The following is a 26,509-nucleotide window of genomic DNA, read 5'->3' on the forward strand; positions in this document are numbered from 1 at the left end:
AAGCAGAGGGTGTGCGTGGTTCTGGAGTGTGTCTCCCAAGTTCCATTCCGTCCATGTTCGGTCACTGCTTCGGGGCCTATGCGACGCCCGGCGGCAGGCTCGCTCTTCTGCTTTGCTACGCACCCTCCGGGTTACGGTTTCCATCTTCGACGGACCCACCGTAAATGCAGAGCTTCGGCCTTGGGAGTCGCGCCCCACTCGCTTGGCTTCGCCCGGTATGACCCGAACAAAGTTCGGGAATTCAAAAACGGAGACACCACCATGTACCTCAATCGCGCAACCCTCATCGGCTACCTCGGCAACGACGCAGAGATTCGCAACGACAAAAACGACCAGAAGTTCACCACGTTCTCGGTTGCCACCAAGACCTCCTACAAGGACAAAGAGAGCGGCGCGTACGTCTCGCATACCGAATGGCATCGCTGCATCGTCTTCGGGAAGTTTGGTGAGTTCGCGGCCACGCTCAAGAAGGGCGCGCACGTTCAGGTCGAGGGCGAGATTCGCCACACCGAGTACACGCCCAAGAAGGCCAAGAAGCCGGTACGCACCGACAGCATCCGGGTGACTTCCATCCTCAAGCTCGACCGCGCGGAGAAGGCAGCCGCCGACGAGCAGGAGTTCGATGAGATCCCCGTAGAGGAAGAGGCCGAATAGGCCACTTCCTCCGCATGGTGAGGCCCGGCACATCACCGGGCTTCTTTCACTGCTTAGGCCCGCATGATCGTACTCGCAAAGAGGTTCCGCTATGAGTCAAATCGCCGCCAGCTTCCTCAGACGTTGCTTTGCCCCTGAAGAGACGATAGCCATCCTGTTGCGGGGAGAGAATGGCGCTGCCCCCATGCAACGAGTCGTGCGCTTGGAGCAGGCTTTGGAGAACCGGTATATGGCCTGGCTCTCTTACGAGAACCAGCATGGTCGCAACAACATCTACATTGCCGCAAATCCACTTCACCCCGGCAGCCGCAAGCGCACGAAAGAGAGCATTGCATCCGTTCGCCATCTATATATAGATATCGACACCGATGGAGATGCCCGGCTCGCTGCGCTCCGGGCATCGGAGTTTGTCCCGCCGCCGACTTCGATTCTCTCTACTTCGTCCGGCAAGTATCAGGTGCTTTGGCGCGTCGAAGGCTTCGACTTTGCAGCTCAAGAGCAAATGCTCAAGCTGCTCGCCATAGCCTTCGGCGGCGATCCCGCTTGTACCGACTGCAACCGCGTCCTTCGCGTCCCCGGTTTCCTGAATCGCAAGTACGATCCCGCGTACAGAGTCACGGTCGAATATCCTGACGATTCCATCTGGACTTCCGATGACTTCGAGCTGGACGCGGGCGCGGTCGATGCAATGGCCTTCGACCATGCCATCCCGCCCAGGATGCAGATGGGAAAGCACAGTCATTCGGAGAGCGATTGGGCACAGGTCTCCCACGAGCTTGCTCACGGCAAAGACGCCGTAAAGCTGACGCGGGAGTTGGCTTCGCGCCGCTCCGATAAGCCCAATCCTCTTTACTACGCGCAGCGCACCGTCGATGTTGCTTCGGCTCGCCTCTGGCTTATCGAGGGCATCGCTATTGACGACGTAATCGCCATGCTTAAGTCGCGCCGCAATGCCGAACTTTCCGCCGCACGTTCTTCCACACGTGCGCGGGAGATTGCCGCGACGGCACAGCGCATGATTGCCCATCGAAAGACAGCCTGATTCAAACCAAAAGGAGAACACAATGCCACTGCTAGAAGTCACACAAACCCGCCACCTCAGCGCCTCCATTCGGTTGACGGACACGACCGCTACTCAGGTCGATCAATACGCCACTTTCATTCACGCTTCCGCCGACGATGTTGTCGAGCAAGCGCTTGCTTATGTTTTCTCGAAAGATCGTGAGTTTCAGGAATTCCTTCGCACTCCCGAAGCGCAGAGGGTTACACCGACACTGCGCGTGCGTAGAGCAGCCGCGAATGAGGCACTGGAACCGGCTGGGAAGAAGACGGTTTCCGCAGCATCTTCAGCGTCCCAAACACCGGCTGTTGTGGCGGGATCGAAGGCATGATCCTCCACCTACATCCGTGGCAGTACCAGAGCGGTGCTGCGCACCGGGTGTATCTCGACACTCCACCCCTTACAGGTTCGTGCAGGTATACCAACGTAAACCTCAACAAACCACAGGAAATCCGCTAAGGCCGGTATACGCAGGTATACCGGCGTGGAGCTATCAAATGGCCCTTCTCAGTCCAGTGAACGACATCAAGAAGACGACCGGCAAAACGGTCTTCCGCAATACGACGCGCTGCCTCAAGTTGACGGAAGACGAAGCGAGGTTGCTCGATGAAGTCGCCACCGCGAAAGGTGTGGCCCGCAGCGAATGGATGCGCGACGTAATTCTCCGCGAGTTGCGTTCGGGACCTACGTTCGATCCTTCGTTGGCGGAAATTCTTGGCGTGCGGTTGCTGCTGGTCAATGTCCTGCGACCGCTAGCCGCAGGACAGAGCATGTCGCTCGAAGCATTCGACAAGCTGCTTGACCAGATCAGCACTTTGAAACACGAGATGGCCGGAAAGCTCCTGGCCGAAGGAAGGAAATAAGACGATGGCTAAGACAACGTGGGGCCGCAAAGAGACGATCATCTGGCCGCAGCACCGGCCCGTTTATACCTATGGCGCGATCTTCGCCGCCATCGTTCTGACGCTCCTGTTTCTCTATGGACGCCTTCGCCTGGTTGGAACTCCATTGCAGCGGTTTTATATCCCGGTCTATGTGCGTACTTCTATCTTTGGGTCGTTCAGCAAGACGCACCGCAGTGAGTACCGGATGCTCTTTCTGGCCGGGCGAGGCAACAAGCCAAGCCCCGCCATCAATGACGATGTGGTTCATGGAAAAACAGTTGAGCCGGGAGGCCGAATCATCCCTCTGGCGCTTTCTCCGAGTGCGCTCCAGCATGGAGACGACTTGCTTTTTCGCGGCCCACTACGGAGCTACGTGGACGCCCGCCTCAGCGACTATCTCAAGGTCGCTATCTATAAGGATGGCCTGTCTGCCATCGTGAAAATACCGTTGCTCTGTGGGGCTGGAATCTTTCTGATCCTGTTGCCGCTCGCCGTCACCAAGGATGTGAAGCGACAGAAGGCTTTGAAGTATGGACGTCGGCTGAAAGGCCCTGAAAAGCTCACGCCGCAGGAGTTCAACGACGTAGTCAAAGGCGATGGCGTCGGGTTCAAAACCGATGGCATGAAAGAGATGATCCGCATACCGGCGCGGGCAGAAGCCCAACACATGCAGTTCATCGGAGACACGGGCGCGGGCAAGTCGGCCTTGATGTTCCAGGTACTTCGTCAGGCCCAGAGCCGGGGCGATTCGGCCATCGTGTACGACCCGGCCCGCGAGTTCGTGAAGCGGTTCTATGACCCCTCGCGGGGCGATGTCATCCTGAATCCGTTGGACAAACGCTGCCCCTATTGGGGGCCAGCCGAGGAGCTGCGCAGCCGCTCCGAAGCGAAGGCGTTGGCCGTCTCGCTCTTCCAGCCGCCGCAGGATCGCAAGGGCGAGTTCTTCATCGAGTCGCCGCAGAAAATCTTTGCCTTCCTGATGGCGTACGGACCGACGCCGGATGAGTTGGTCCAGTGGATGTCGAACCCGGACGAGATCGACCACAGACTCAAAGGCACCGAGCACGCACACCTGATCGATCCGCAGGCCCACCAGCAGCGGGCCGGTGTTCTCGGCTCCCTGGGACTGGTTGCCGACAGTCTCCGTCTGTTGCCGAAGAAGGCCGAAGGTAACGGCACATGGACCGCTTCCGACTGGGCGGAGAAACGGCAAGGATGGATCTTCCTTACCTCCCGCGCAGCCGAGCGCGAGGCGCTACGGCCATTGCAGAGTCTATGGATCGACTGGCTGGTTTTGCGTCTGCTCAATGAGCCGACCAAGGGACAAAAGCGTGTCTGGTTTCTGATCGACGAGTTGGCGAGTTTACAGAAGTTGCCACAGCTTCACACCGCTATCACAGAAGGGCGCAAGGGTCAGAATCCGGTGGTGCTCGGCTTCCAGGGCAAGGCACAGGTCGAGTATCTGTACGGGCATCTGGCCGAGGTTATGCTCTCGCAGCCCGCGACCAGCGTTTGGCTCACCACCAAAGAACCAAATGCCGGGGAGTGGGTGTCGAAGTTCATCGGCAAAGTAGAGATCGAGCGGCTGCGTGAGACACATTTCGACGGTACGAGGGCAGGCCGCAATTTCACCATGGATAGGCAGGTCGAGCCTCTGGTTATGGAATCCGAAATCTCCGGTCTTCCCGACCTCCATGCCTTCATGAAGTACCAAAACTACGTCACCTACTTTTCGTTTCCGTACTTCGATATGCCGGAAATTGCCAAGCCCTTTGAGTTGCGAGAGCGGCCTGACGACAAGCTCCCGTATGACCCTAAGAACATACGGAGCGGCAAGCCGGAGCCGTCCTCTCCGGAACTGAAGCAGGAGCCGAAGCCCTCCGCCCCGACGCCCACGCCTAACGAGCCTGCAACATCCCAAGCGGTTCAGCCCGAGCTTCCACTTACTACTGATGTCCATGAAGAACAGAACGTCATCACGCACGGTTAGGAGCCGCCATGCTGAATATCTCGAAGCCGCTTTCTGCCAGCCAGGCGCGGACTTATCACGCGAAAGAGTTCACCGCTGCGGAGGAAAATTATTGGAAGCAAGGGGACACCATACAGGGCAAATGGCATGGCAAGCTGGCAGATGAATTTGGTTTGTCGGGAGCAGTGGGCGCAGCGGAGTTTGCCCGTCTCTCCGAAGGGCAGCACCCTGAGACTGGCAAGCAGTTGGTTTCGCATCGGGTCGTTCACGAATACAAGAACGCGGACGGGAAGACGGTGTCTCCGGTCGAGCACCGTGCCGGATGGGACGCTACTTTCTCCGCGCCGAAGTCCGTCTCTCTTACCGCGCTTGTCGGCGGTGATGACCGCGTGCGCGAGGCGCACCGCGAGGCCGTCAACGTCGCCTTAAACGAACTGGAGAGATACACGCAGGCTCGCATCGGCGGGAACAGTCCCGCCGAGACGACCGGAAAGTTTGCGGCGGCAAAGTTTGAGCATGACACCGCTCGTCCGGTGGATGGGTACGCCGCGCCGCAGCTCCATACGCACGTCGTCGTCTTCAATATGACCGAGCGCGATAACGGCAAGATGCGAGCCTTGCAGCCGCACTCCCTATTTGAAAGCCAGCAGTTTGCAACCGCTGTCTATCAATCCCACCTCACGTACAAGTTGCGCGACCTTGGCTATGAAATTGAACCGGGCAAGAGCGGCGCACCTGACGTAAAGGGTTTCACAGCAGCCTATCTTGAGGCATCCAGCCCACGCCGCCAGCAGATCGAAGAGGCGCTAGGCCGTAGCGGCTTCACTGGGCCGGAAGCCGCGCAGATCGCGGCACACAACACCCGCGATAAGAAGGTGATTTGGTCTCCCGACCAAATTCTGGCCGCACACAAACAGATTGCCGATGAGTTCGGCAATCAAGCCGACCGGGTTGTGGCCGAGGCGCGGCAGCGCCGGATGGAACAGACACAAGGGCACTCTCCAAACGAAAGGCAGCAGAAGGTTCGGGAGGCTGTCACCTTTGCCCGCGATAAAGGCTTCGAGCGCGAGGCCGTCGTAGACGAACGTGCTCTGTACGTCGATGCCTTACGCCGGGGTATGGGAGAGATGACTTACCCGGAGGTACGCGCCAGCTTCGAGTCGCGTGTTACCTCCGGCGAGTTCAAACAAATCCCCGACGATGGCTCCAGGGCGGGGCGCAGGTTCACCACCGCGGCGACCATCCACGCGGAGAGTGAAATCGTGCAGAAGGTGCGGGACGGACAGAGCCGCGCACCGCAGATTATGGGGATTGAAAGCGCAGTCCCGCTCGTAGATTCGCGTCCTCATTTCAACTCCGCACAGAAGCGGGTTGTCGAAGAAGTGCTTACTTCCTATGACCGCGTACAGGGATTGCAAGGACGGGCAGGCAGCGGTAAAACTTCAGTCCTGGCCACCATCCGAGAGGGAGCTGAAAATAACGGCTACGTCGTGGAAGGATTTGCGCCGACCTCACGTGCTGCGAAGCAATTACGCGATGCTGGTATCAAGGCGGACACGTTGCAACGCTTCCTCGCGGGCGGCAGCCTGCAGGCCGCCGGTGATCCCACCAATAAGCACCTCTATATGGTCGATGAGTCCTCTCTGGCATCGACGCAACAGATGCGCGACTTCCTGAATAAGATTGCTCCGCAAGATAAGGTGCTGTTGATTGGCGACACGCGCCAGCATCAGGGCGTCGATGCCGGGAAGCCTTTCGAGCAGTTGCAGGAAGCGGGTATGAAGGCGGCACAGCTTGACCAGATTATGCGCCAGAAAGATCCCGCGCTCCTGAAAGCGGTCGAGCATCTGTCCAACAATGAAACCGCTGTCGGTGTCGAGATGCTGGCGCAGCAAGGCCGCATCACTGAGATTGTTGACCCGGAGCGACGTGTGGCAGCCATCGCCAAAGACTATGCCGCGCATCCCGAAAATACGCTGATCGTCTCGCCGGATAACGCTTCGCGCCGGGCCATCAATCAGGCCGTCCGGCAGGAGTTGCAAGCGCTTGATGTGGTGGATAAAACAGATCATTCCGTGCGCGTGCTCGCGCCGCGCAATGATATGACGGGAGCCGACCGCGAATGGGCCGCTCGCTATCAGCCTGGCGACGTGCTGCATTACGTTCGCGGCAGCAAGGAACACGGTATCGAGGCCAGAAGCTACACCCAGGTCGTCACCACGAACGCGGCTGAAAATCTCGTTACCGTGCAAAAGGCGGACGGCCAACAAGTAACCTACGACCCGTCACGGTTGCGCGGTATCGCTGCCTACAGGGAGATCGAGCGCGAGTTTGCGGTTGGAGACAAGATTCAATTTACGGCTCCGTCGAGAGACTTGCAGATTGCGAATCGTGACCTCGGCACCATCCAGCAAATCGGCGAGGATGGCAAGATCAGCGTTCGCATGGACGGTACAAAAGACAGGATTGTGCGCTTCGACGCGAACGATATGCGACACCTCGACCATGGGTATGCGGTCACGTCGCACAGCTCACAGGGAATCACTTCCGAACGAGTGATTGTCAATATGGACACAGCGGTTCACCCCGAGCTGATATCCAGCAGATTCGCTTATGTATCGGTCTCTCGCGCCTCGCGTGACGCGCACATTTACACCAATGATGCTCCTTCGCTCGCTGGCAAACTCAGCCAGGACGTCAGCAAGAGCGCTGCCGTCAGCTTTGGCAATGTTCACAGCAATACCGTGCAGCAAGGGATGTCTCTGGCCGTCCGCTAGATACCTGTACTTTTTTATCCGTTCAAATCGGGGGAGCGACTAACTGACGAGATCCACTTTTTTGGACCTGATCCATTTCAGCAGTGGCAGACTTATGTACACCACGGGGAGGGCCATTAGTCGACCGTGGTTTAGAGCGTGAAATTAGCCCTGAGCTTGAGAGCGTCTTCTATCCATTGTTCAAGGTTGTCATGTATGTGTGCGTAGACGTCTCTGCTGTCTGCGTAGGGAGGATAATGTAGAGCGGCGACACTCGATAAAAGCTTTGTGGGCTGTTGAGTGAAGTGCAGGTTGTCGAATGGGTTGCCGCCTGCTATCGCCTGGGCTCCATTCCGATCCTTCAGGTTATGTATGCGAATACCAAAAACGCCTTTCCCGCTGTTCCATGCAGATTCAATTTCATACGTGACCCAAGGACGAGTTGCAGTCTCTGAGCCGACCAGTACGACTGCGCAACTCTTTCCATCAAGCTGACCGTCGATCCACGCTTTAATGGCTCCATCGCCACCCCGCTTCACCTGCTCCCATTCGTTGTCAGAGCACGGAGGATTGCCCTCAATGATTCCCATCTGGCGGACTTGGGACGCACGCCAAGAATCTCGTTCGAAATGGAAGCTGAAAAAGGCACGTCTTGCCACAAGAGGTTCCCCCTTAGGAGCTGAAGTGATGGAGCTGAGACACGCTAATAGTGTTTTCAATCGGCATAAGCAGAGATGCGGACAGGATTCGCCTTCTTTTCGCTCCTCCAATATAATATGCTTTTTGACCCTGTAAAAAGAATTGTTGCCGGACAGCCTGGAGAAGAATTGTGACGAGCTACGAAATTGGGATTCTCGGGGATTTCAGTGCTGACGAAGTAGCCCGTTTGACCGCGACACTGACTTCATTGCTAGCAGATTTCGATCTGGCCGTGGGTGACAGCGTCATGTTCCGCACGAGTAAAGATTTCGAAAATCGCAACACTCATGCGGCGGCCGTTGCAGCGTACTTTGGCGGTGCTACGAAGGCAGATCAAGACTGCGCACAAGAAGCAGTTCGTGCCAGTATTCCCATTATCCCAACTATCCCAAGCATCGGAGATTTCGGTGTGCTCATTCCCGACTTCCTTCAGCCAACTAATGGTCTGCGACGACGCACCGACGACCCGGACATGATCGAACTCGCAACCGCACTTCTGGAATGCGTCGGATTATTGCGACAACAACGTCGGATCTTCGTGAGCTATCGAAGAGTGGAGTCACGGAGTTCAGCTGTTCAGCTACACGACGCGCTCAGCGCACGGGGCTTTGAGGTGTTCCTCGATACTCACGACATTAGACCAGGAGAACCGTTCCAAGAGGTCTTATGGCATCGCTTGTGCGACTCTGATGTCATGATCATGCTCGATACCCCAACGTATTTCGAGCGTAAGTGGACCAGACAGGAACTGGGAAGAGCGCGAGCAAAAGAGATTCACATCCTACGTGTAGTTTGGCCTTCGCATACGCCTCCGCTTCATACTGGGTTCGCAGAGACGATCTATCTTGATGCTGCTGACTTAACAGGAGCGGACGGTCCGATGACGGAGACAATTGTTGACCGTATCGTTCTCGCGGCAGAGGCTCTGCGAAGTCGGAGCATCGCTGCCCGTCACATGTCCATTGCCGGGAAGCTGCGAGCAGAGATTGCAAAGATTGGTGGAGAGATTCAGGGTATCGGACTTCATCGAGCGCTCGCGTTGAAACTCCTAGATGGAAGCAAAATCTGGGCCTATCCTGTAGTGGGAATCCCTACGGCTGATCTTTTGAACGATGTCGCTGACAAAGCCCGGAAGGCCGATCATGGTCAAGTACCGATTCTGGTATACGACCACATCGGGATTCGGGATCAATGGAAAGCGCATCTGAAATGGCTTGATGACAACATTGCATGTGTGCGTGCCGTACCCGTCGTTGATGCTGGCTGGGCATTGGCAGTGCGGGAGGTGAAAGCGTGAGCGACGCAATTTTTCTCTCTGCGAGCGTTCCCGATCCTCGACGCGCGCCAGAATACGCAGAAAGCGCCGATACGGTTGCTATATCTGCCGCCATCACCGCGCTGGTGCATGTCACTCTTGGTCGACGATTACTGGTATGGGGTGGACATCCAGCGGTCACGCCAATGGTATGGGCTGTGGCCGAGGGTCTGGGTGTTGACTACGGTGGGTGGGTCAAGCTCTATCAGAGTGAATTCTTCAAAGACGAGTTTCCGGAAGATAACGACCGTTTCAACAACGTGACGTACACCGAGCGCTCAGGAGAAGACCGGGAGCAGAGTTTGCTTTTAATGCGTACTCGTATGTTTCGCGAGACGAGATTCTCTGCCGCGGTCTTCATTGGCGGAATGGGTGGGATTGTTGATGAGTTTAATCTCCTACGCGAAATACAACCCAAGGTCGCAATGCTACCCGTTACTTCGAGCGGAGGGGCCGTAGTCGAGGTAGCTCGTCAACTAGAGAATTATCCGCCAGAACTCAATAGCGATCTGGATTATGTGAGTATGTTTCACCGCCTCCTTGGAGTTCCCGTGGGAGAGCGCCGTTATCGTAATCCGGCTGATCAACCGGAATCGCCTGCCGAGCGTCTATGGACTCCTGAAGATGGTCCGATCGGAATCAGATAAATGGCATTCCTCACGCAAGAAGAAATGCGTAGGCGTGCTCGACAAAGGGCTGCCCGGGACCGCATGGCGGTTGAAGACATCCTAAAGGAAGCTTCGAAACATCACTCGAACGATTATGACATTTTCCTTTCGCAAACCATAAGAGATGCTGAACTGGTGTTAGGGGTGTATGACCAGCTCACAGCTCTCGGGTTTCGCGTCTTTTGCGATTGGATCGATTCTCCTGAGATTGATCGAAGTAATGTCACACCAGCAAACGCTGATTATCTCCGTCGAATCATGCAGAGAAGCAAAAGCCTTCTCTATCTAGATACAAACGGTGCGGAGCAATCGCTTTGGATGTGTTGGGAACTTGGTTGGTTCGATGGTCATGAGGGTCATGTTGCTATCCTTCCTGTCTTGTCGGAGGGATCAACCGCCTACCGCGGTCGTGAGTTCCTTGGCCTCTATCCCTATGTGGAGATTGATGGTGAAGGACGACTCAAAATCGTTCGGCCATCAGCGACAAACAGTCGCGGGTTAACTTTGATAGAAGCACCCAATTCAACCACTTTCGAGGGCTGGATGAGACGTGGTGAAGCGTTTATGAGGCCCCGTAATATCGAGAGCTGGGGCGTAATGCATCGCGATTGATCTTTGATCACTATATTGTCCTATTGAAATGGAGTTCCATTGCCACTGATTAGTGAACCAGAATTACGACGTTTGGCGGGGGATCGACGGGAGCGCCTTCGAGAGTCGACTGAGCTTGGGCACCGAAACCTATTGATGAAGGCGGCATCGCTTTCACACTACGACATATTCCTCTCTCACAGTTTCCGCGATAAAGATCTCATCCTGGGTGTGGCAGAATTGTTCGAAACATTCAATTACACCGTGTATCTCGATTGGAGGGAGGATTTGCGTTTAGATCGCGCAACTGTGAATCGTGAGACGGCCAATACTTTAAAGCGCCGCATGTCGAACTCTTCTGCACTATTCTTCGTTCCCACAGATCACGCCATCGAGTCCAAGTGGATGCCCTGGGAACTCGGGTTCATGGATGGAAAGAACGGCAAAGCGGCGGTGTTTCCCGTCACTCAAGTTGATTCCGGCTCCTCTGATTACCGCGGTCAAGAGTACCTCGGGATTTACCCGTATGCTACCGTCGGCAAGAACAAAGCAGGCGACGACCGAATCTGGATTCGTCAGGACCGTCAGACATCCGTTACTTTTGAGCGCTGGCTCAAAGGCGAGCAGCCTAAGAGACGGCAATAATGCCTTGAACCATATCTTTCGGCTCGATTCAAGGCGGATACCTTATCGTCCTCTGTCCAGTGGGACATTATGAAAGCGTTCATCAGTCATTCAAGTTCGGAACAAGATGTAGCAGTCGCGCTGAAGAGCGTACTTGAGGAGCTCAATATTGAGCCTTTTCTTGCTCATAACGACATCCGCGCTTCGCAGCAATGGAACGAACGGATCCTCTCTGAACTCAAAGAATGTGACGTTTTCTTAGCGCTGCTAAGCCGGGCGTTCAAGCGTTCTGATTGGTGTGCGCAGGAGAGCGGAGCTGCAATCCTTAGACGTGACGCCGTTGTCATTATCCCTATATCGTTGGATGGGACCAAACCATATGGCTTCTTGGCCCACCATCAGTGCCGTAGTGCTCTGGATGGCCAGGTTCCAAGTAGCGTGGTCATTGACGCGTTGGCGACGAAATGGCCCTCAATAGCGATTCGCCTTCTTCGCAATCTGGGTGGCCTGAGCACGCGTGAGTTGATCGAAATAAGGAACAAGAAGTGCAATCAACATTTCAGCGGCGCGGAACGAATGAGCGCGATCAAGTCCCCTAATCAAAATGTCGATTCGAAAACGGGCAAATATGGTCCGCTAACCTTTGCCGGGAAAGCTACCTCCCGACCTTCCTCCGCATGAACAAACGGCGTCTTCCTGCAAACTTACTAAAGGCTCTTGAGTATCAGGTTAAAGAACAAAAGTGGTTCAGAGAGCAGGACCTTTGATCGAGACTCTGTTCGAAACCGTGTATGGCAGATGACACAATTAGCTCCTCGCTGAGTCTCGATGTTCATCCAGATCTATATTCCCTCACTTCCGAGAGAACCCGCAGTGACTTTCGGATATCTCTCTAAAATCGCCAACCCTGCATCCAATCGACGCAGTTAGCTTCTTCGTGACTGTGGGGGATCCGGAATAGAATGGTGCACTCTAGCGTTTGAGCGGAGGATGTCCATGGAGACCGGTGATTGCCCCCTGTGCCTTTCTCAAGGTGTATCCCTGCACGATAGTCATTTCATGCCGAAGTCACTCTATCCGCTCTTTCGCACCGGCAATCTCCAACCGGTACGCTTTTCCCGCGACAAGATGGTCCAGACATCCAACCAGGTGACGGACTATGTATTTTGCGGCTCCTGCGAGAAGGTGTTCAATGTGGGTGGGGAGAGCTGGATTCATACTCGGTTCGCCGTCCATAACGGGCCATTCCCGTTGCGCGAAAGCCTGCTGAAACAAGCGCCGCTCCAAGATTCGGAAGGGACAACGGTATACGCGGCAGCGAAGAATCCCGAAATCGATGTGCCGAAGCTCATACACTTCGGATGCGGAGTTTTTTTTAAAGCTGCGGTCCATCCGTGGGACGGGGATGACCCGACACGACCCTATATCTTAATGGAGCCAGATTTAATAGACGCACTCCGACAATACCTGCTTGGAAAGGCAGACCTGCCAAAGACCGTGGCGCTTGGCGTTACGGTGGATTCCGCGCCCGTCGTTTGGCAGGCCATGGTCGAGCCTTACCCAATCGCGCCAGTTCTCGGATTGCAGCGATACTTGTTTTACGTGCCGGGCATCGCTTTTCAACTCTTCGTCGGGAAAGATGCTCAAGACAAGGTTCCGACGTGCATCAACGGGAGCCCCTACGGACAAGTGATGTATGAGAACATTTCGCTCACCATGCGGAACGCGGGCCGCATGGAACTGAAAGATGCAGAGCGACCGCAAAAATTGTTGAACATGATGGCCGACTTGGAGAAGAAGGGCCTCAATGTTCGTCTGGGCGATTAGAAAGGAACACACATGTTCAGCGGCATTATGTCAGTCCTCGCCTTGCTGTTCTCAATAGCCTCGTTTGCGTATGTCAATTACGACCGGCGCGTAAAGCTGCTACTTCGTCCCCGGAAGGGAGATTGGTGTGTGCTGGATCGCGCTACCAATGACAGAGAGACAATCTTTCGCGGCATAATCGAAGCCTACAATCACAGTTCGCGGCCCAATGCGATTCGCGGCTATCGCTTTTGGATCGACAACAACGGAGTTCATGAGGACCTCGAAAGCGAGATGGCCGCGATTGGCGAGGGGAACAATCCGTCGCTACCGGATGAGCAAGAGACCAGTGAACTCTTCAATGTGACGCCGCTCCCTATTCCGGCCTACACCGGCGTGGAAGTCCGTCTCTACGCCATCGTCAAAGGCGTCCACACGCTTCCCGGAAATCATCTCCCCATCACCGTCGAGATCGAGGACATTCATGGAAAGTGGTACACCGTGGAAGTGAAAGCGTCTCGGACTCAGCGGCTCATCAGTGGCCGGAATGCTAGTTCGTAGAAGCCTGCTCCTCGGTAACAGCTATCGACGGATATGTCTCACGAGGGAGGCCGAATGACGAATGAATCTCTTGAAATGGAACCTTATGACAAATGGGAAGAATATCGCGATTCAGACGATCCCTTTGATATCGGGACGCTGCACCAGCTTGATCTTGCACATATGCCCGAGGATGTCACGCTTTGGGTTCTCGATAATTTCTTCCCGGAGACGAGAATCCGCCGTGAGGACGACACACTTATCTGCGAGATCGAAGAACACCTTTACACCAAATACTGGGAACATAAGTTTTCTGCCTACGCTTTTTCCGAAGCGATGGAACGCGCCGTCACGCGCCTCATGCACGAGGGACATCCGTTTGCCAGTCCTTCCCGCGATGCAGAGGACGTTCACATTTTTGTGAGATGGCAACTGCGAATGCCGTCTGCAACGCCGCCAGGAGGCGTGACGGCCTCCATAAAGGCCGCGTTTGACCTTGTCTGGCAACGCGCGGATGCCATTCTCGAACATTCGGATTCCGTCCTCATACTCGGAAAAGACACGGGAACCGCTATCGACATACTCAAGCGAATCGAATCAAAGTTGCAGGAGATGGGCTACTACACCTACATCATCAAAGAACAACCTGACCGGGCCGGTGAAAGCATCGTCCAGAAGGTGATGCGCTATGCGCTTTCATCCCGGTTTGTTGTGATTGAGAATTCAGAACCATCCGGCCATCTTTATGAGATTCCCCATGTGGCAAAAGCCGCCGAATGCGTCACCGTTGTCCTTCAAGAGAAGGACAAGGGCGCGACTTGGATGTTCGAGGATGCTTATGCCAAGCACAAGCATTGGCACAAGATCGAATATGAAGGCATATCGCTCGAAGCCGCCGTGGTCGAAGCCGCGAAATGGGCAGAACAGTTCTTAAAGGACTTCGGCGAGTACCAAACCATTCATTTGCCGTGGCTCAGGAAATGAGCATTCCTGATCACTCCGACTTGAACAAGGAATACGCACAGTGGCTTCCATCCTGACTTCGCACCGAAGGCTGCGCAAACCAATTCCACCGTATCGCTTGCTTGTCCTCAAGAATCATCGACGCACCGGCGCGCTTCGCACGCTCCCTTATCTTTTCCGGGTCTCCAGCGTCAGCCGTAAGGGGAGAGGTGTTTTCAGATCCTCTTCGAGAAACTGTTGGTACCAGCCATTCGTTCGCATGAAGTGCATGTAGAACTCGCGCTTCGGTTTTCGCTCTCCTCACAGTTCGCGCAGAGCGTTTCGCGGCCCGACCATGGCATGGACATCGCGCGCCAATAGAAACAACATACTCGCCCTGCCAACCTTGCTGCTGTCACCGAAGCTCGCTCGCCGCCCATTTCCGAGTCGTCGCCGTTTGCGCTGTTTCTTCGCCAGTAGATGCTAGAATTATGTGTGGAAAAGACCAATCAACATTACGTGTGGCGGGCGTACCTGAAGCCATGGTCTTCGGAAGGCCAAATCCATTGCCACCGCAATGGAACAACACGTTTCCGCAGTTTGCGCCGCGTCGCCAGTGCCGATCTTTTCTACTCGATACCTGAAATCCTATCCAGCGACATTGCCCAAATCGAGCATCTCGCTATCGAACGTTCGCCCGAAGGCCTGAAGAAGATACATCGCAGTTACGTCGCTCAATGCCGGAAGTCATGGATGATCAAGCGATTCCTGGAGAAGGTTAGCCTAGACGAATTCAAGAAGATCGATTTGAAGGCGTTGGGTTATGAGGGCGATGATCTCAATCACGAAAAGCTTTATGAAGATGCGCGAGTTGCTGCAGATGAAGCCATATCCAACGACGAAGAAGACTATCTTTCTCGCATGGAAAACGCCTTCCAGCCTCACCTTGAATCACTTCTGAAGAGCGATACGTCGTTCTATGGGGACGCCGTCAAAGCTGGCGAATTCATCACCTTCATCAGCATTCAATATCTGAGAACCAAAAAGATTCGCGAGGGCATGGCGGATACCTTCAATGCTTCGCTTAAGGACTTCGTTCGCCTATGGACGATTTACGCCCACATCTTCTCGATCAATGTCAGCAGAAGCTTTTTCGGTGCATTTCGAGGATTCAAGATCATCGTGGCAGAAAACCTCACTGACGTTCAGTTCATCACCGGCGACCAGCCTGTCTTCAATCTGCACGGAAATCCACTGACGCGGGACGTTCCTGAAGAGATGGAACTCTACTATCCTCTGTCTCCAACGAAGGCCATGTTCTACGTCAAGGTCATCAACAACGACTATCCGGCGACGATCACCGATCCCACCGAGGTTGAGAAGTACAACATCCTGATCGCGCAGAACGCCCACGAGCAGATCTATGGCGATTCAAAAAAGGCTCTCGCACGCTACGGTCAATACCTTGACCCGCTACCGAACGTATCTGCATGTCGATGATCCTCCTAGAAACCGCTGCTTCCATCCTCCGCCTCAGCGCAGGGTACAGCGGCGGACCATCTCATTAGTCGGCATATCGCCACTTAGAACTAGCGACAAAGAGCTGGCAAAGCTGCATCAACCGGGAATGAAGTGGTGACAGTCGCGCCTCGTTTAGCGCGGAACATCTTCATCGTTCGCCACATGCCAAGGGACTTGGCGCGAACGAAAAAGCTCTGGATGCCGTGCGGTCAGATGCGAAAGCACCGTCCGTGCGATTCGCACGCTGTGCTCAATTTCCTTATCCCACTCCGCATTCGACAGTCCCTCGCTGTGTGTTGCGGGCCACTTCGCAGTCCTGATTCCGAGAATTAGGCTGGCGGCGATTGCTAGGGTCGGCCCCAATCGTTCCTGATCTACTTCTTTTCGAAAGCCGCCAACGCGCGATCCATTAGTGGAAGTCATGCGACTCAACCTCCAATCCCCGCTGAGGTAACGGAGACATGCGCGTGGAGCGTACATGGACGACTCCACCTTCGTTTTGGAGGGGACCTTCCAGGCTGATGAATTTGCAGAGGACGACCGTCTCACGATTGCGCTCAAAGAACTCTTTCGTGACCATCACATTGAAGATGCCCGTCTCATCCGCGATGGACATGAAGACCATCCCATTTGCTGTGCCGGGTCTTTGCTTCACGATCGCCAGGCCAGCCGTTCGCACGTAGTCTCCCGTCTTTCTGCGTTGCAGGTCCGAGGCCGTGAGAAAGCCCCGGCAGCGTAGCTCTTTGCGCCTGTAGTGCATGGGGTGGTGCCCTACAGTCAACCCCATGCCTGCGTAGTCCGCGACTAATCTTTCCTCATCACTCATCGTTTCAAGCGGCAAGTATGCGTCCTCTTCTTTTAGCCAATCGCTCTGCTGGCGCAAGAGCGGCCCTTCGAGTTTGCCCGCGCGTTCCACTTGCCATAACGCATCGCGGCGATGTGCAACTCCCTCCAGTTGATTGAGCGCTCCGATGCGAGCGAGGAGCGCCAGCTCCCCACGACTCAGAGACGGCACACGGATGGTCAAATCTTCTATCGAGCGGAAGACTCCACTCTCCGTGCGTGTCTTCACCAAGGCTTCGGCAACATGCTTCCGTAGCCCCTTGGCATATCCAAGGCCAAGCCGCAATGATTTACTGAAATCGGCCTCATGTTCTATCGAGCACTGCCAGTCGGACACCTGTACATCGATGGCTTTCACGCGTAGGCCATGACGCCGGGCATCTTCGACAATCACCGCAGCACTATAGAAGCCCATTGGCTGATTGTTTAGGAGCGCAGCGGTGAACGCCGCCAAGTAGTGTTCCTTGATGTACGCGGACTGGTATGCGATCATCGCGAAGCTCGCCGCATGAGATTCCGGAAAACCATACAGAGCGAAAGCACCGATTTGCTCAATGACTTGTTCTTGCATCTCGGGGGCTATTCCGTTCGCTGTCATGCCAGAGCGCATCTTCGACTCCAGATTCTTCATACGTTGCCAGGACCGACGCATCCCAACGGCGCGTCGCAACTCATCAGCATCGGATGCGCTGAAGTTTGCAATCGCCATCACCATCATGAGCAACTGCTCCTGAAACAGCGGAACACCCTTGGTTCGCTTCAGCGGCTTTTCGAGTGCCGGATGCAAATACGTTACCGGCTCGATACCCTGGCGTCGGCGGATATACGGGTGCATCATCTTTCCCACGATGGGGCCGGGGCGGATGATGGCGACCTGCACCACGAGGTCATAAAACTTTTCAGGGCAGTTCTTGGGAAGCGATGCCATCTGCGCGCGTGACTCCACCTGAAACATGCCGATGGTGTCTGCACGTTGCAGCGTGCGATACACACGATCATCCTGTGGAAGCTGCGCAAGGTCGATCTGTTCTCCATAATGCTCAGGGATGAGTTCGGTGCAGTCTTTGAGCACGGCCATCATGCCCAGGCCAAGGACATCGACCTTAATCATGCCCATGTCGGCGCAGTCTTCCTTGTCCCACTGAATCACCGTCCTACCGGGCATAGATGCCCGTTCCAACGGCACAACCCGATTCAGTTGACCTTGGCAGATCACCATGCCCCCGGAGTGTTGTCCGAGATGGCGAGGTAGGTCTTGAATACGTGTACAGAGTTCGAGGTACTTGGCGATGCGTGGATTCGAGATGTCGAATCCTGCCTTGTCGAACGAATGCGCCATCGTGTCTGTAGGGCCGCGCCACTCAAAATGGCTCACAAGCCCAGACAGCCGCCGCAGAGCTTCGCGGTCGAAGCCCAGCGTCTTTCCTACTTCGTTCGCAGAGGACTTCCCGCGATAGGTGATGACATTGGCGCACATCGCCGCGCCGAGTTCACCGTACCGCTCGTAGATGTATTGAATTGCTTGTTCACGCTTGTCGCCTGAGGGCAAATCAAGGTCGATGTCCGGCCATTCGTTCCGGCTCTCGTTCAGGAACCGCTCAAACAGTAGTTCCATGCCTACCGGATCAACGACCGTAATTTCGAGCGCGTAGCAGACGGCCGAGTTCGCGGCGCTTCCGCGTCCCTGAATGAGAATCCCGTTGCGTTTGCAGAATTGAACGATGTCCCAGACGATCAAGAAATATCCGGCAAAGCCCAGCTTACCGATAAGAGCAAGCTCGTGTTCCACCTGCTTACGCGCTCGTGCCATGAGATCGGCATTTCGCTTCGGGCCATAGCGGCGGAGTACGCCTTCTTCCACACGCTTGCGAAGAAAGGAGTCCATCGTGTCGCCGGACGGCACTGGATACGCGGGAAACTGATAGCCGAGATTGTCGAGCTGGAATTGCAGACGCGACGACAGTTCCAAGGTGTTGTTTGTTGCCCCCGGCACATCGCGGAAGAGATTCACCATCTCCCGCGCAGAGCGAAGGTGACGCTGACCATTCACCGCCAGCAAGCGACCCGCATGATCGAGCGTGGTGTGATGACGAATCGCTGTGAAGAGATCAAGCACCTCACGTTCGTAGGCAGCGGCATAGCGAACGCCGTTCGTTGCTATGACCGGGAGCTTGAGAGATTGCGCGAGATCAATGGCTACCTGATTCCGCCATTCCTCCTCGCGCTCCTGGTGCCGCTGCAATTCGACATACACATTGCGCGGACCATAGACAGAGACCAGCTTCTCCAGCGTCTCCCGGCCTGCATCCGCACCGCCTTTGACCAGAGCGGCGGCTAGCGGTCCTTCGTCGCCTCCAGTGAGGCAGATCAGACCTTCGGAAAACTCCTGAAGATCACGAAGCAATGCGGAGCCTTCCGCTTTGCCTCTCTCGCGCAGCTTGAATCGCGTCGTGAGCTGGCAAAGGTTCTGATACCCGGCCTGCGATTCACAGAGCAGAGAGACACGCGCCGGTTCGATGCCGAACTGATGCGGCAACCACTTGGGCGGCGCAAGCCTTGGACCGAAACTGGCAACGGCAATCTCCGCGCCCACATGGGCCTGCAACCCGGCGCGCTTCGCCGCCGTATGAAAGCGAGCCGACCCGTAGACTCCGTTGCGATCCGTCAAGGCCAGCGATGGCATCCCTAACTCAGTCGCTCGTTCGATCAGAGCTTCGGGTTGGGATGCCCCTTCCAGAAAGCTGAAGGCGCTCGCGGTGTGGAGTTCGACATACTCAGTCATAGAACCCTGCCATCTGCCAGCAGTGTTTCTTGAGGTCGCGGATGATGCAGCAACGCAGCTTCGTATCGCTCGCGTCTGCGAGGACGAGATCCCACTGCGCCTGTCCCCAATGCTCCTGATTCCACCAGTCCGTCCCGATGATCCACGGCCCATAGGCCGCGTCCACGCGATAAGACTCATTACGGAATCGCAGATGAGATGGAGTTCCCGCGTGAAGTTGAACCATGATCGGTTCGGAGGGGCGCAGCTCCCGTAACGCGATCCGCACTACATCGGCCTCTGTAGGAGCAGGTGTGCTGGTGGGTACGCGGAACCGCTCCATTCGAAAGCCGCGCGGTTGATGCGTGTCTCGGAGCACAGCCTGTCCTACCGCGTCTTCGCCGACGATCTTGGCGATGCGTGCTAAGGTCACTTCGAGTCGCCCCGGTTCCGGTAACTGCGGAGAGAACAAACCGAGTTGGACTTTGCAGATATGTCCAGGCTCCGCCTGAAGCGCAACATGGAGGATGGCGGCCTGCGGCGGATGCAGCTCAAGCTCCATCTGCAACAACTTGAGCCAGAGAGTGCGTTCATTGGTGGGCGAGGGCGGAGAAACGGTGCGTGTGTGCGTCGCTCCACCTTCGAGCGCGACAGAAACAGAGACCGATGCCACGGCAAGGATGCGATCACTGGCGCGGCGGATAATCTGCTCCAGCATGAGATTCAACAGAAAGAGCAGCGCATCGAGCAGTTCGATGGGATTGTCCAGCTCCATCTCTTCGCGCAGGGTAAAAGACGTCTCCCCCGGCTGAAATAGATGTGGAAGCTCGCCAGCGGCCAACTGACGCAGGCGTTTTCCATCCTGGCCCAATCGTGCGATCAGACTCTTTTCAGGAAGCATTGCGAGTTTGCCTAGCGTGTTGATGCCCCACGACGAAAGCGTAGACATCTGCGCTTCGTTCAGTTCGAGCACGCCCAGCGGCAACGGTGCGAGTGCGTCCCGTTCTTTTCCTTGCGTGAGTACAGTGATCGCAGCTTTCGTTGACATGCCACGCGCCATGCACCACGCCGCATAGAAGTTCCCACTGACAGCAATCGTGGCCGCAATACCTAGCGAACGGATTCGTTTCAGGAGTTTTTGTACAAGTTGTCGCGGAGGCCCAAACAACGACTCCGTTCCACTGATGTCGAGGACGCACAGAAAGGCACGCTCGAAGCTACGTGATTCGATACGCGGCGTGAAGCCTCCCGCCACTTCCTGCACGATCATCCGCGCTTGCGCTTCCTCGTGTGGCGTTCGAGCCAGCGCGATCACCGACGAGATGGTCTCCACTTCCACGCGCGTCATGCCATGCCGCACACCGCCAGTCCGCGCCTTGGTGTTCATGGCGCACACAAACTCGCTAGGAGGAATGCCGTCGAGAATGGCGCAGGGCTGTCCTCGCAATGCGGGCCGTAGGCGCAACGCAGCCTGCGCAGGAAACTCTCTCACATAGAGCGCGGCGTAGAGTTCAGGAGCTTTCATCGGCGTCCCGTCCACGGAGCATATGTCTCCCATTCTGCCTCCGTCACCTTGGCAACAGGTTTCTTCATCGGGATGACATTGCTCTCCTGCATGAAGCGCTGGCGATGGATGTGTAGCCGATGTGCGCCTGCGGTCAACACCGTTTTCCGTTGTAGTGATTCACTGCGTCCTTCGAGTTGAAGCACCAATCCTGCGCTGCTATTGGCACAGGCATGCTGCGAGAGCAACAGCACACTGGAACGTGAGTGTTCCGCCGCAGCACGATAGCGGAACCAATGCGCCAGAGGAACACGGCTGGTGTACTTCGCGGGCAGGCTTGCCATATCGAGCACAACAGCACTGAAGCCACCGCCCTGCAATAACAGGTCTGTCACCTTCAATGCCTGTTCAATACGCGCCCACGGCGAAAGCGGCGCAGCAGGTCGAGCGTCTTGTGCCGGTCGAACCGTCTTGCCAAATGGTTGTCGAGGTGTGCTACCAGTGGATTCGCTACTCGTCGTCTCCGTTCCGAAGAAGCCTTCGAGCGCCCGAGCTACGCTCTTCGATTCCTGCCGTGGATGCGTTCCGCAACCTCCACCATGCAGACCCTTGATCGGCTCAGGACGCACCAGACAACTCTGCGGCAGTTCGAATCGAACCGGCGCGGTGTGGACACTCTCGCGGAAGATGCCGCAGCGCACCCAAAGCAGATACGGCAATGCAATGCCCGCAGCCGCAGCGCACTCCGGTTTGAGCATGTCTCCCACATCGACCCAGGCACATACCTTTCCCGACGCAGTGAGCTGAGCGATGGAGGAGAGCGCCAGAGATGTTCGCCCGGAACTCTCCGGCCCGACGATCTCTGTCAAAGCGCCGACCGGCAGACCGCCCTCCAGCAGCGCATCCACCGCCTGAATGCCGGTGGGTGTTGTCGGGCGGACGACACGCGCACGCGGGGTCAGCGCCGATGGCATTTTGTGCGCCAAAGCGCTTTCGATCTGAACCCGAAGACTGGAGGACGAAGTCATAGCATCTTCGCCATATCTTCGCCTATCGGTAGGGATATAAGTCAAGCGCTGCTGCACCAAGGATGGGGCAGCGATGACCTAAGTTCAACGATTTGAAGGAGAAAACTTTCTGTTGTGGACGAGATGCCAAAGCATCACTTGCCCCCTGCAAGCGAAACTCGCAGCCATGACGCCATGCGGTCGCCGGTACGCCGAATCCCAATACCCGCGTCGCAGGGTCCTGGATATTCGCTCTCGCCCGGTCTACGCCTCTGCCAAAGAGAAGCATCTACAGATTTTTATGCTCTCGTAAATGCAAGAGTCCTGCTTACAAAACCCGCCAGTTCAGCATCATTGATAATCTCAGTCTCCCATGCGGGGTTCTCGTGATGGTATCGGTTGGCAAATTCCTTGATGTCGTGCAGCTCGTCGATTTCCGTGCGATTTAGGATTTGATTCACGAGTCCATAGCGGGCCTCGCACACAGCATGAAAGGGGCCGAGCATCGTCCCAGGTGGAAAATGCCCCGGACAGGTTACACGGAGGTACGCTTCGAGATGAGGACGCAATGAACGGGCTGCCTCCCGTTCGTTTCCACGCGGCCCATTCGCCAGATATTCTGTCAGCAGGACATGGCGGCGATCATGTTCAGTGATGCTATCGGCATCGACCGACCATACCGAGAGCGTGGAACCCGCCCCGTCTCGTTCGATCTTGAGCGCGGTTCTGACTTGCCTGTCCATGCCTTCCCAGAGACGGCAAAGAAATGGCTTGTTGTGCGACAAGACCACCAACTGAGCCGCACGTTGACCCAGCCGCCGCAATTCCTGCGTCGTTGCCAGAATCCGGTGATCGTCAAGACTAGAGAGAGGATCGTCAATCACCACGACAGACTGTGCAAGATTCGGATTTTGGTCAAGAGCGGCGAAGAAGAACGCCAGAGCCAGCGTGTTCCGATCACCGGCGCTGAGTGCCGTGCGGAACGATGGCTCATTTTGTCCCGCGTTTCCGGCAACTGGAACCTGCGTGTTGTTAACCAAAAGGCTGTAGTTACAGGTTGGACCTCCCCGCGTATCCGTTGACACTACCCGATCCACACGGAACCCGGCATTCAGCCGTCCGAGATAAAGATTGATCGCGGTTTGGTAACCGGGAAACACAGTATTCCGGTATTGATCCAAAGCGGCTTTGGCCGCGTCTCTTTCGTTGTCGGCTGTTTCTTTCGCGGCCTTTGCGGCGATGTACTCGGCACAAAGCGGAGTCATAGCTTGGCTATGTCTACTACGGGTCGCTCGTAACCGGGCCAGATTCGTTTCGATGGCGCGGCGATCAACCGTTCCCAGGCGTTCTCGGACCAGTGCAATTTGATCGTTCGCTTCGGTGATTTGCGGGTCGAGATCATGCAGCACTTGTCCGTTCGTGGCATGGTCACGAACAGAGCGGCGAAGGTCTTCCGGCAAGGCCACCGGCTCCAACGGTGCGGCCTGCTTTCGTTCAACCAAGGTTCGCACTTGGTCATATGTTGTCCGCCAAGTGTTGGCAAGGGCGACTGTATCGAAATCGTACTCAGGAGTCGATATGAATTCCTGCCAGAACTGCTTTCTCTCCTGCGCAACCCTGACGCTCCTCTCGAAAGCCGCCCGCGCATCACCTCCATGCTGTCGTTCTAAGAGACGAAGAAGCTCTGCAATCTCGCCCTTCAATCGGGCGTACTCTTCACTGAAATATCCACGATAGGACTCGATCACTGGAGATGTGCTCAGGGGTTGCGCGCAGAAAGGGCAGTCGTCCCGTCCCGTTTCCGAGACGAAACCCATCCCTGTCGCGATCCATGGTTCGCCGCGAGGCCCGAGCGTGGTGATGCGTTCCTGTACGCGCGCCAGTGCGCCAGTCTCCAGAGATGCCAGATCCCGGCCAAGAACGGCCTCAATCCTTTCAACATCGATCTCGGGCAAACGAAATGGCTCAAAAAGTGCTGCCGCTCGTATGGTCTCAGACTGACGGCTTGCAGCGAAGAGACGTTCTTCTGCAAGGATCGCGTCTTCTATGTCAGCTCGGTTGGGAAGATTACAAAAATCGTCAACTGTCATCCCGTAACGTTCATTCGCAGGGATTGCGTTGGCAGCATTCCTGATTCTTCCGTTAACAGTTTCGATTGCCTCGACAGCAGCGGTGACACGCGAATGAAGGGTGACACCTTGTGCGCCAAGAATCAGCTCATGCAGATTCTGACGATGTGCGGATGCGACATCGAGACCAGAACATACATTTTCATCGACAAATTGATCGTCGAAGATTTCCATTTGCGGATACGTGCGATTCCAGGCTCCGTTCTGAAACATCGCCGCTGGCGGGCCGCCGGAGCAGTCGATCACCACATGGGGAGGATTGGCCGCGGATAGTCTGCGACGTTCTAGGACGGTAACAGGGTCGCCGCTACGCAGTGAGCGAAGAATGGCTGTCAGCGTTGTCTTTCCTCGCCCATTCTCAGCGTAGATCAGCACATTCCGCAGCAGAGGCGTTTGCGCCCCCGCAGGAACAGAATCGAACTGCCCGATATTGCGTAAGAGTTGCAGCCTATTCAGCACTTAGTACCTCGGCAGAATACGAAAACACTTCAATTTGATCGGCTCACCGATTCTAAACCTTGCGCCTCTTTGCGGGAGGAGGTCTCCTCGCCGCGCTTCGGCCGCTCCGCGTCTTTGCTCCCTTTTCTAGCGGCCTGTTCCTGCCGCAACGCGACCCTGAAATTCATGTGCGCTAGTGCGCACGAATAAGGAAACCAAACCTCGCTGAGGGCGCTGCCCTGGCGCGGCGCAAGGGGTTTCCCAACAGTCTTCCGCGCTGCGCTTGTGCAGACCTTCGCTTCGCTCGTCCTCCGCTTTGCTCCGGATGGGAGATACCCCTCCCCTTGCGCCTTGCCGCCCCGCCTTCGCCAGGAGGCGTTCGGCATGTAGGTACATGCCACGCATGGCATGAAAAGCAACGGCCAAGGCCAAGGAGACAACACCATGAACAGCGCAGCCACCACTAAGAGCAACAATCAGCCCAAAACGGCGAAAGAAGTAATCGCCGCCAACGTCCAGAGCCTCATCGAGCAGCTAGAGGCAGGACACAGCGATGCACTCACCGCCTATCTGAACGCGATGAGCCGCTTTCATAACTACAGCCTCGGAAACATTCTGGAGATTGCACGGCAGAAGCACGACGCGACCAGAGTAGCGGGGTTCTGGAAGTGGAAGGAGCTAGGCCGCTCCGTGAAGAAGGGCGAGAAGGGCATCCGCATTCTTGCCCCCATCGTCGGCATCCAGCGCAAGAAGAAGGAGGAGGCCGAGAAGGACATCACCAAGCAGAACGTGCCTGTATTGGTTGGGTTTCGTTCGGCGTATGTCTTCGATGTCACGCAGACCGAAGGTGCAGAGCTTCCGGCCATGCGCGAGATTAGCGGCGATGTAGGGGAGAGCGGCAACCGCCTCGTTTCCTTCATCGACCGTCAGGGCATCGAGCTTGTCTTTACTGAGCGCATCGCGCCCGCGCTAGGCATGAGCTACGGCGGACGCATCGCCATCCTTCCCGGACAGTCGAAGGCCGAGGAGTTTTCGACGCTTGTTCACGAGCTGGCGCATGAGATGTTGCACAAGGCCGAACGGCGCACGGCAACCACGAAGACGGTACGTGAGACGGAGGCCGAAGCTATCGCGTTTGTCATCGGCAAAGCCGTAGGTCTGGAGACGGGCAGCGCATCCGCAGACTATATCCATCTGTACCACGGCAACGCATCGTTACTAGCGGAATCGCTTGAAGTGATCCAGCAGACTTCCGCTGTCATCCTTGCCGCGTTGGAATCGTCCGCAGTCGAAGAGACGATGCCCGATGCAGAACTGGCGCGGGTGGCGTAATGAAAACCATCCTTCAAATCCTCAAGATGGCCGGGGGATGGTATCCCGGCCTGTACCTCAAAATCGACAACGCCCCGTTTATGGAGCTTGTCATCGAAGCCTTGGATGAGTCTGGCCCGATGGGACTCCCGGCGCTCTCTGTCACCCACTACGGCGAACAGAACGGCGATGCCATGCGCGACCCGGAAATGTGTTTCGAGCTTGGCCTTGCCGGTGGAGCGCATCTCTCCGCGTTCTACTACCGCAACGATTATCTCGGCGTGGAGCAGTGGAGCCGCAACATCGTGCGCGGGAACTACGTTCACCTTGTTTCGCTCCACGAACAGCACCAGCGTTTCGCAAAGACATGGGACAACAACTTGCGCTTGCAGGGCTTCTCCGAAGCCTTCGAGCAGCAGCAGAAGCCACGCGACTAGACCTCTCCCTCTCCCCGGAGCGGACACAGGGCAGCGCGTTCACTCCACCA

General features: G+C 56.1%; 22 protein-coding genes. 17 read left to right on the forward strand and 5 right to left on the reverse strand.

All coding sequences use genetic code 11. The features are described from left to right. The first annotated feature begins 261 nt into the window (after nt 1-261). The 6 genes from ssb (at nt 262) to mobF (ending at nt 7,344) form a co-directional block, all read left to right on the forward strand. The gene (gene ssb / locus HB393_RS00385) at nt 262-654 is read left to right on the forward strand and encodes a single-stranded DNA-binding protein (RefSeq protein WP_213803165.1); all 393 of its coding nucleotides are present in this window, start codon (nt 262-264) and stop codon (nt 652-654) included. A gap of 91 nt (nt 655-745) precedes the next feature. Next, a complete protein-coding gene (locus HB393_RS00390) occupies nt 746-1,696 on the forward strand; it encodes a RepB family DNA primase (RefSeq protein WP_213803166.1) in 951 nt (316 codons plus the stop codon). Between the two features lie 22 nt (nt 1,697-1,718). Next, entirely contained in the window at nt 1,719-2,045 is a 327-nt protein-coding gene (locus HB393_RS00395; protein ID WP_213803167.1) for a hypothetical protein, read from the forward strand. A gap of 166 nt (nt 2,046-2,211) precedes the next feature. Continuing rightward, nucleotides 2,212-2,577: a hypothetical protein gene (locus HB393_RS00400; protein ID WP_213803168.1), complete on the forward strand. Its 366-nt coding sequence runs from the start codon at nt 2,212-2,214 to the stop codon at nt 2,575-2,577. 4 nt (nt 2,578-2,581) lie between these two features. Further along, nucleotides 2,582-4,588: a type IV secretion system DNA-binding domain-containing protein gene (locus HB393_RS00405; RefSeq protein ID WP_213803169.1), complete on the forward strand. Its 2,007-nt coding sequence runs from the start codon at nt 2,582-2,584 to the stop codon at nt 4,586-4,588. Between the two features lie 8 nt (nt 4,589-4,596). Continuing rightward, nucleotides 4,597-7,344, forward strand: a complete 2,748-nt coding sequence (gene mobF / locus HB393_RS00410) for a MobF family relaxase (protein ID WP_213803170.1) — start codon at nt 4,597-4,599, stop codon at nt 7,342-7,344. Nucleotides 7,345-7,475: 131 nt separating this feature from the next. Here the strand turns inward: mobF and HB393_RS00415 are convergent, their stop codons facing one another. Then, entirely contained in the window at nt 7,476-7,982 is a 507-nt protein-coding gene (locus HB393_RS00415) for a TIR domain-containing protein (RefSeq protein WP_213803171.1), read from the reverse strand. Nucleotides 7,983-8,152: 170 nt separating this feature from the next. On the opposite strand from HB393_RS00415, the gene HB393_RS00420 reads away from it, so the two are divergent. The 9 genes from HB393_RS00420 to HB393_RS00460 all read left to right on the forward strand — a co-directional run bounded on the left by HB393_RS00420 (nt 8,153) and on the right by HB393_RS00460 (nt 16,008). Further along, nucleotides 8,153-9,319, forward strand: a complete 1,167-nt coding sequence (locus tag HB393_RS00420; RefSeq protein ID WP_213803172.1) for a toll/interleukin-1 receptor domain-containing protein — start codon at nt 8,153-8,155, stop codon at nt 9,317-9,319. Beyond that, nucleotides 9,316-9,984, forward strand: a complete 669-nt coding sequence (locus tag HB393_RS00425; protein WP_213803173.1) for a hypothetical protein — start codon at nt 9,316-9,318, stop codon at nt 9,982-9,984. Before HB393_RS00420 ends, HB393_RS00425 begins: the two co-directional genes overlap by 4 nt. Next, nucleotides 9,985-10,617 carry a hypothetical protein gene (locus HB393_RS00430; RefSeq protein ID WP_213803174.1) on the forward strand — a complete coding sequence of 211 codons (633 nt, stop codon included), beginning with the start codon at nt 9,985-9,987 and terminating at the stop codon, nt 10,615-10,617. A gap of 135 nt (nt 10,618-10,752) precedes the next feature. Beyond that, nucleotides 10,753-11,241, forward strand: coding sequence for a hypothetical protein (locus HB393_RS00435; RefSeq protein WP_213803175.1), 489 nt, complete (start codon nt 10,753-10,755; stop codon nt 11,239-11,241). A gap of 69 nt (nt 11,242-11,310) precedes the next feature. Next, nucleotides 11,311-11,901 (forward strand): toll/interleukin-1 receptor domain-containing protein, encoded by a 591-nt coding sequence (locus HB393_RS00440; protein ID WP_213803176.1) that lies wholly within the window; start codon nt 11,311-11,313, stop codon nt 11,899-11,901. A 315-nt stretch (nt 11,902-12,216) separates the two neighbouring features. Continuing rightward, nucleotides 12,217-13,047 carry a hypothetical protein gene (locus tag HB393_RS00445; RefSeq protein WP_213803177.1) on the forward strand — a complete coding sequence of 277 codons (831 nt, stop codon included), beginning with the start codon at nt 12,217-12,219 and terminating at the stop codon, nt 13,045-13,047. A gap of 12 nt (nt 13,048-13,059) precedes the next feature. Beyond that, entirely contained in the window at nt 13,060-13,587 is a 528-nt protein-coding gene (locus HB393_RS00450) for a hypothetical protein (RefSeq protein ID WP_213803178.1), read from the forward strand. Nucleotides 13,588-13,641: 54 nt separating this feature from the next. Beyond that, the gene (locus HB393_RS00455) at nt 13,642-14,550 is read left to right on the forward strand and encodes a hypothetical protein (RefSeq protein ID WP_213803179.1); all 909 of its coding nucleotides are present in this window, start codon (nt 13,642-13,644) and stop codon (nt 14,548-14,550) included. Between the two features lie 453 nt (nt 14,551-15,003). After that, nucleotides 15,004-16,008 (forward strand): DUF4238 domain-containing protein, encoded by a 1,005-nt coding sequence (locus HB393_RS00460; protein ID WP_213803180.1) that lies wholly within the window; start codon nt 15,004-15,006, stop codon nt 16,006-16,008. A 430-nt stretch (nt 16,009-16,438) separates the two neighbouring features. Here HB393_RS00460 and HB393_RS00465 read toward each other — a convergent pair whose 3' ends face one another. The 4 genes from HB393_RS00465 to HB393_RS00480 form a co-directional block, all read right to left on the reverse strand. Continuing rightward, nucleotides 16,439-19,654 carry an error-prone DNA polymerase gene (locus HB393_RS00465; RefSeq protein WP_213803181.1) on the reverse strand — a complete coding sequence of 1,072 codons (3,216 nt, stop codon included), beginning with the start codon at nt 19,652-19,654 and terminating at the stop codon, nt 16,439-16,441. Beyond that, the gene (locus HB393_RS00470) at nt 19,647-21,191 is read right to left on the reverse strand and encodes a DNA polymerase Y family protein (protein ID WP_255550695.1); all 1,545 of its coding nucleotides are present in this window, start codon (nt 21,189-21,191) and stop codon (nt 19,647-19,649) included. Before HB393_RS00470 ends, HB393_RS00465 begins: the two co-directional genes overlap by 8 nt. Further along, nucleotides 21,155-22,111 carry a DNA recombination/repair protein RecA gene (locus tag HB393_RS00475; protein WP_255550696.1) on the reverse strand — a complete coding sequence of 319 codons (957 nt, stop codon included), beginning with the start codon at nt 22,109-22,111 and terminating at the stop codon, nt 21,155-21,157. The genes HB393_RS00470 and HB393_RS00475 overlap by 37 nt, the downstream gene beginning before the upstream one ends. A gap of 332 nt (nt 22,112-22,443) precedes the next feature. Continuing rightward, nucleotides 22,444-24,732 carry an AAA family ATPase gene (locus HB393_RS00480; RefSeq protein ID WP_213803183.1) on the reverse strand — a complete coding sequence of 763 codons (2,289 nt, stop codon included), beginning with the start codon at nt 24,730-24,732 and terminating at the stop codon, nt 22,444-22,446. 423 nt (nt 24,733-25,155) lie between these two features. Between HB393_RS00480 and HB393_RS00485 the strand changes: the two genes are divergently transcribed. After that, complete coding sequence (locus HB393_RS00485; RefSeq protein WP_213803184.1) at nt 25,156-26,043, forward strand: ArdC family protein; 888 nt, start codon at nt 25,156-25,158, stop codon at nt 26,041-26,043. Next, nucleotides 26,043-26,459 carry a hypothetical protein gene (locus HB393_RS00490; RefSeq protein ID WP_213803185.1) on the forward strand — a complete coding sequence of 139 codons (417 nt, stop codon included), beginning with the start codon at nt 26,043-26,045 and terminating at the stop codon, nt 26,457-26,459. Before HB393_RS00485 ends, HB393_RS00490 begins: the two co-directional genes overlap by 1 nt. The last annotated feature ends 50 nt before the right edge of the window (nt 26,460-26,509 follow it).

The organism is Granulicella sp. dw_53 (genome assembly GCF_018449545.1).
GTDB lineage: Bacteria > Acidobacteriota > Terriglobia > Terriglobales > Acidobacteriaceae > Edaphobacter.

Bases quoted from the DNA above. Each gene is read 5' to 3' on its own strand.
- HB393_RS00485 (WP_213803184.1), top strand. From the start codon at position 25,156: ATGAACAGCGCAGCCACCACTAAGAGCAACAATCAGCCCAAAACGGCG.
- HB393_RS00440 (WP_213803176.1), top strand. From the start codon at position 11,311: ATGAAAGCGTTCATCAGTCATTCAAGTTCGGAACAAGATGTAGCAGTC.
- HB393_RS00395 (WP_213803167.1), top strand. From the start codon at position 1,719: ATGCCACTGCTAGAAGTCACACAAACCCGCCACCTCAGCGCCTCCATT.
- HB393_RS00455 (WP_213803179.1), top strand. From the start codon at position 13,642: ATGACGAATGAATCTCTTGAAATGGAACCTTATGACAAATGGGAAGAA.
- mobF (WP_213803170.1), top strand. From the start codon at position 4,597: ATGCTGAATATCTCGAAGCCGCTTTCTGCCAGCCAGGCGCGGACTTAT.
- HB393_RS00435 (WP_213803175.1), top strand. From the start codon at position 10,753: ATGAAGGCGGCATCGCTTTCACACTACGACATATTCCTCTCTCACAGT.
- HB393_RS00445 (WP_213803177.1), top strand. From the start codon at position 12,217: ATGGAGACCGGTGATTGCCCCCTGTGCCTTTCTCAAGGTGTATCCCTG.
- HB393_RS00475 (WP_255550696.1), bottom strand. From the start codon at position 22,111: ATGCCATCGGCGCTGACCCCGCGTGCGCGTGTCGTCCGCCCGACAACA.
- HB393_RS00490 (WP_213803185.1), top strand. From the start codon at position 26,043: ATGAAAACCATCCTTCAAATCCTCAAGATGGCCGGGGGATGGTATCCC.
- HB393_RS00390 (WP_213803166.1), top strand. From the start codon at position 746: ATGAGTCAAATCGCCGCCAGCTTCCTCAGACGTTGCTTTGCCCCTGAA.
- HB393_RS00465 (WP_213803181.1), bottom strand. From the start codon at position 19,654: ATGACTGAGTATGTCGAACTCCACACCGCGAGCGCCTTCAGCTTTCTG.
- HB393_RS00450 (WP_213803178.1), top strand. From the start codon at position 13,060: ATGTTCAGCGGCATTATGTCAGTCCTCGCCTTGCTGTTCTCAATAGCC.
- HB393_RS00470 (WP_255550695.1), bottom strand. From the start codon at position 21,191: ATGGGAGACATATGCTCCGTGGACGGGACGCCGATGAAAGCTCCTGAA.
- HB393_RS00405 (WP_213803169.1), top strand. From the start codon at position 2,582: ATGGCTAAGACAACGTGGGGCCGCAAAGAGACGATCATCTGGCCGCAG.
- ssb (WP_213803165.1), top strand. From the start codon at position 262: ATGTACCTCAATCGCGCAACCCTCATCGGCTACCTCGGCAACGACGCA.
- HB393_RS00400 (WP_213803168.1), top strand. From the start codon at position 2,212: ATGGCCCTTCTCAGTCCAGTGAACGACATCAAGAAGACGACCGGCAAA.
- HB393_RS00430 (WP_213803174.1), top strand. From the start codon at position 9,985: ATGGCATTCCTCACGCAAGAAGAAATGCGTAGGCGTGCTCGACAAAGG.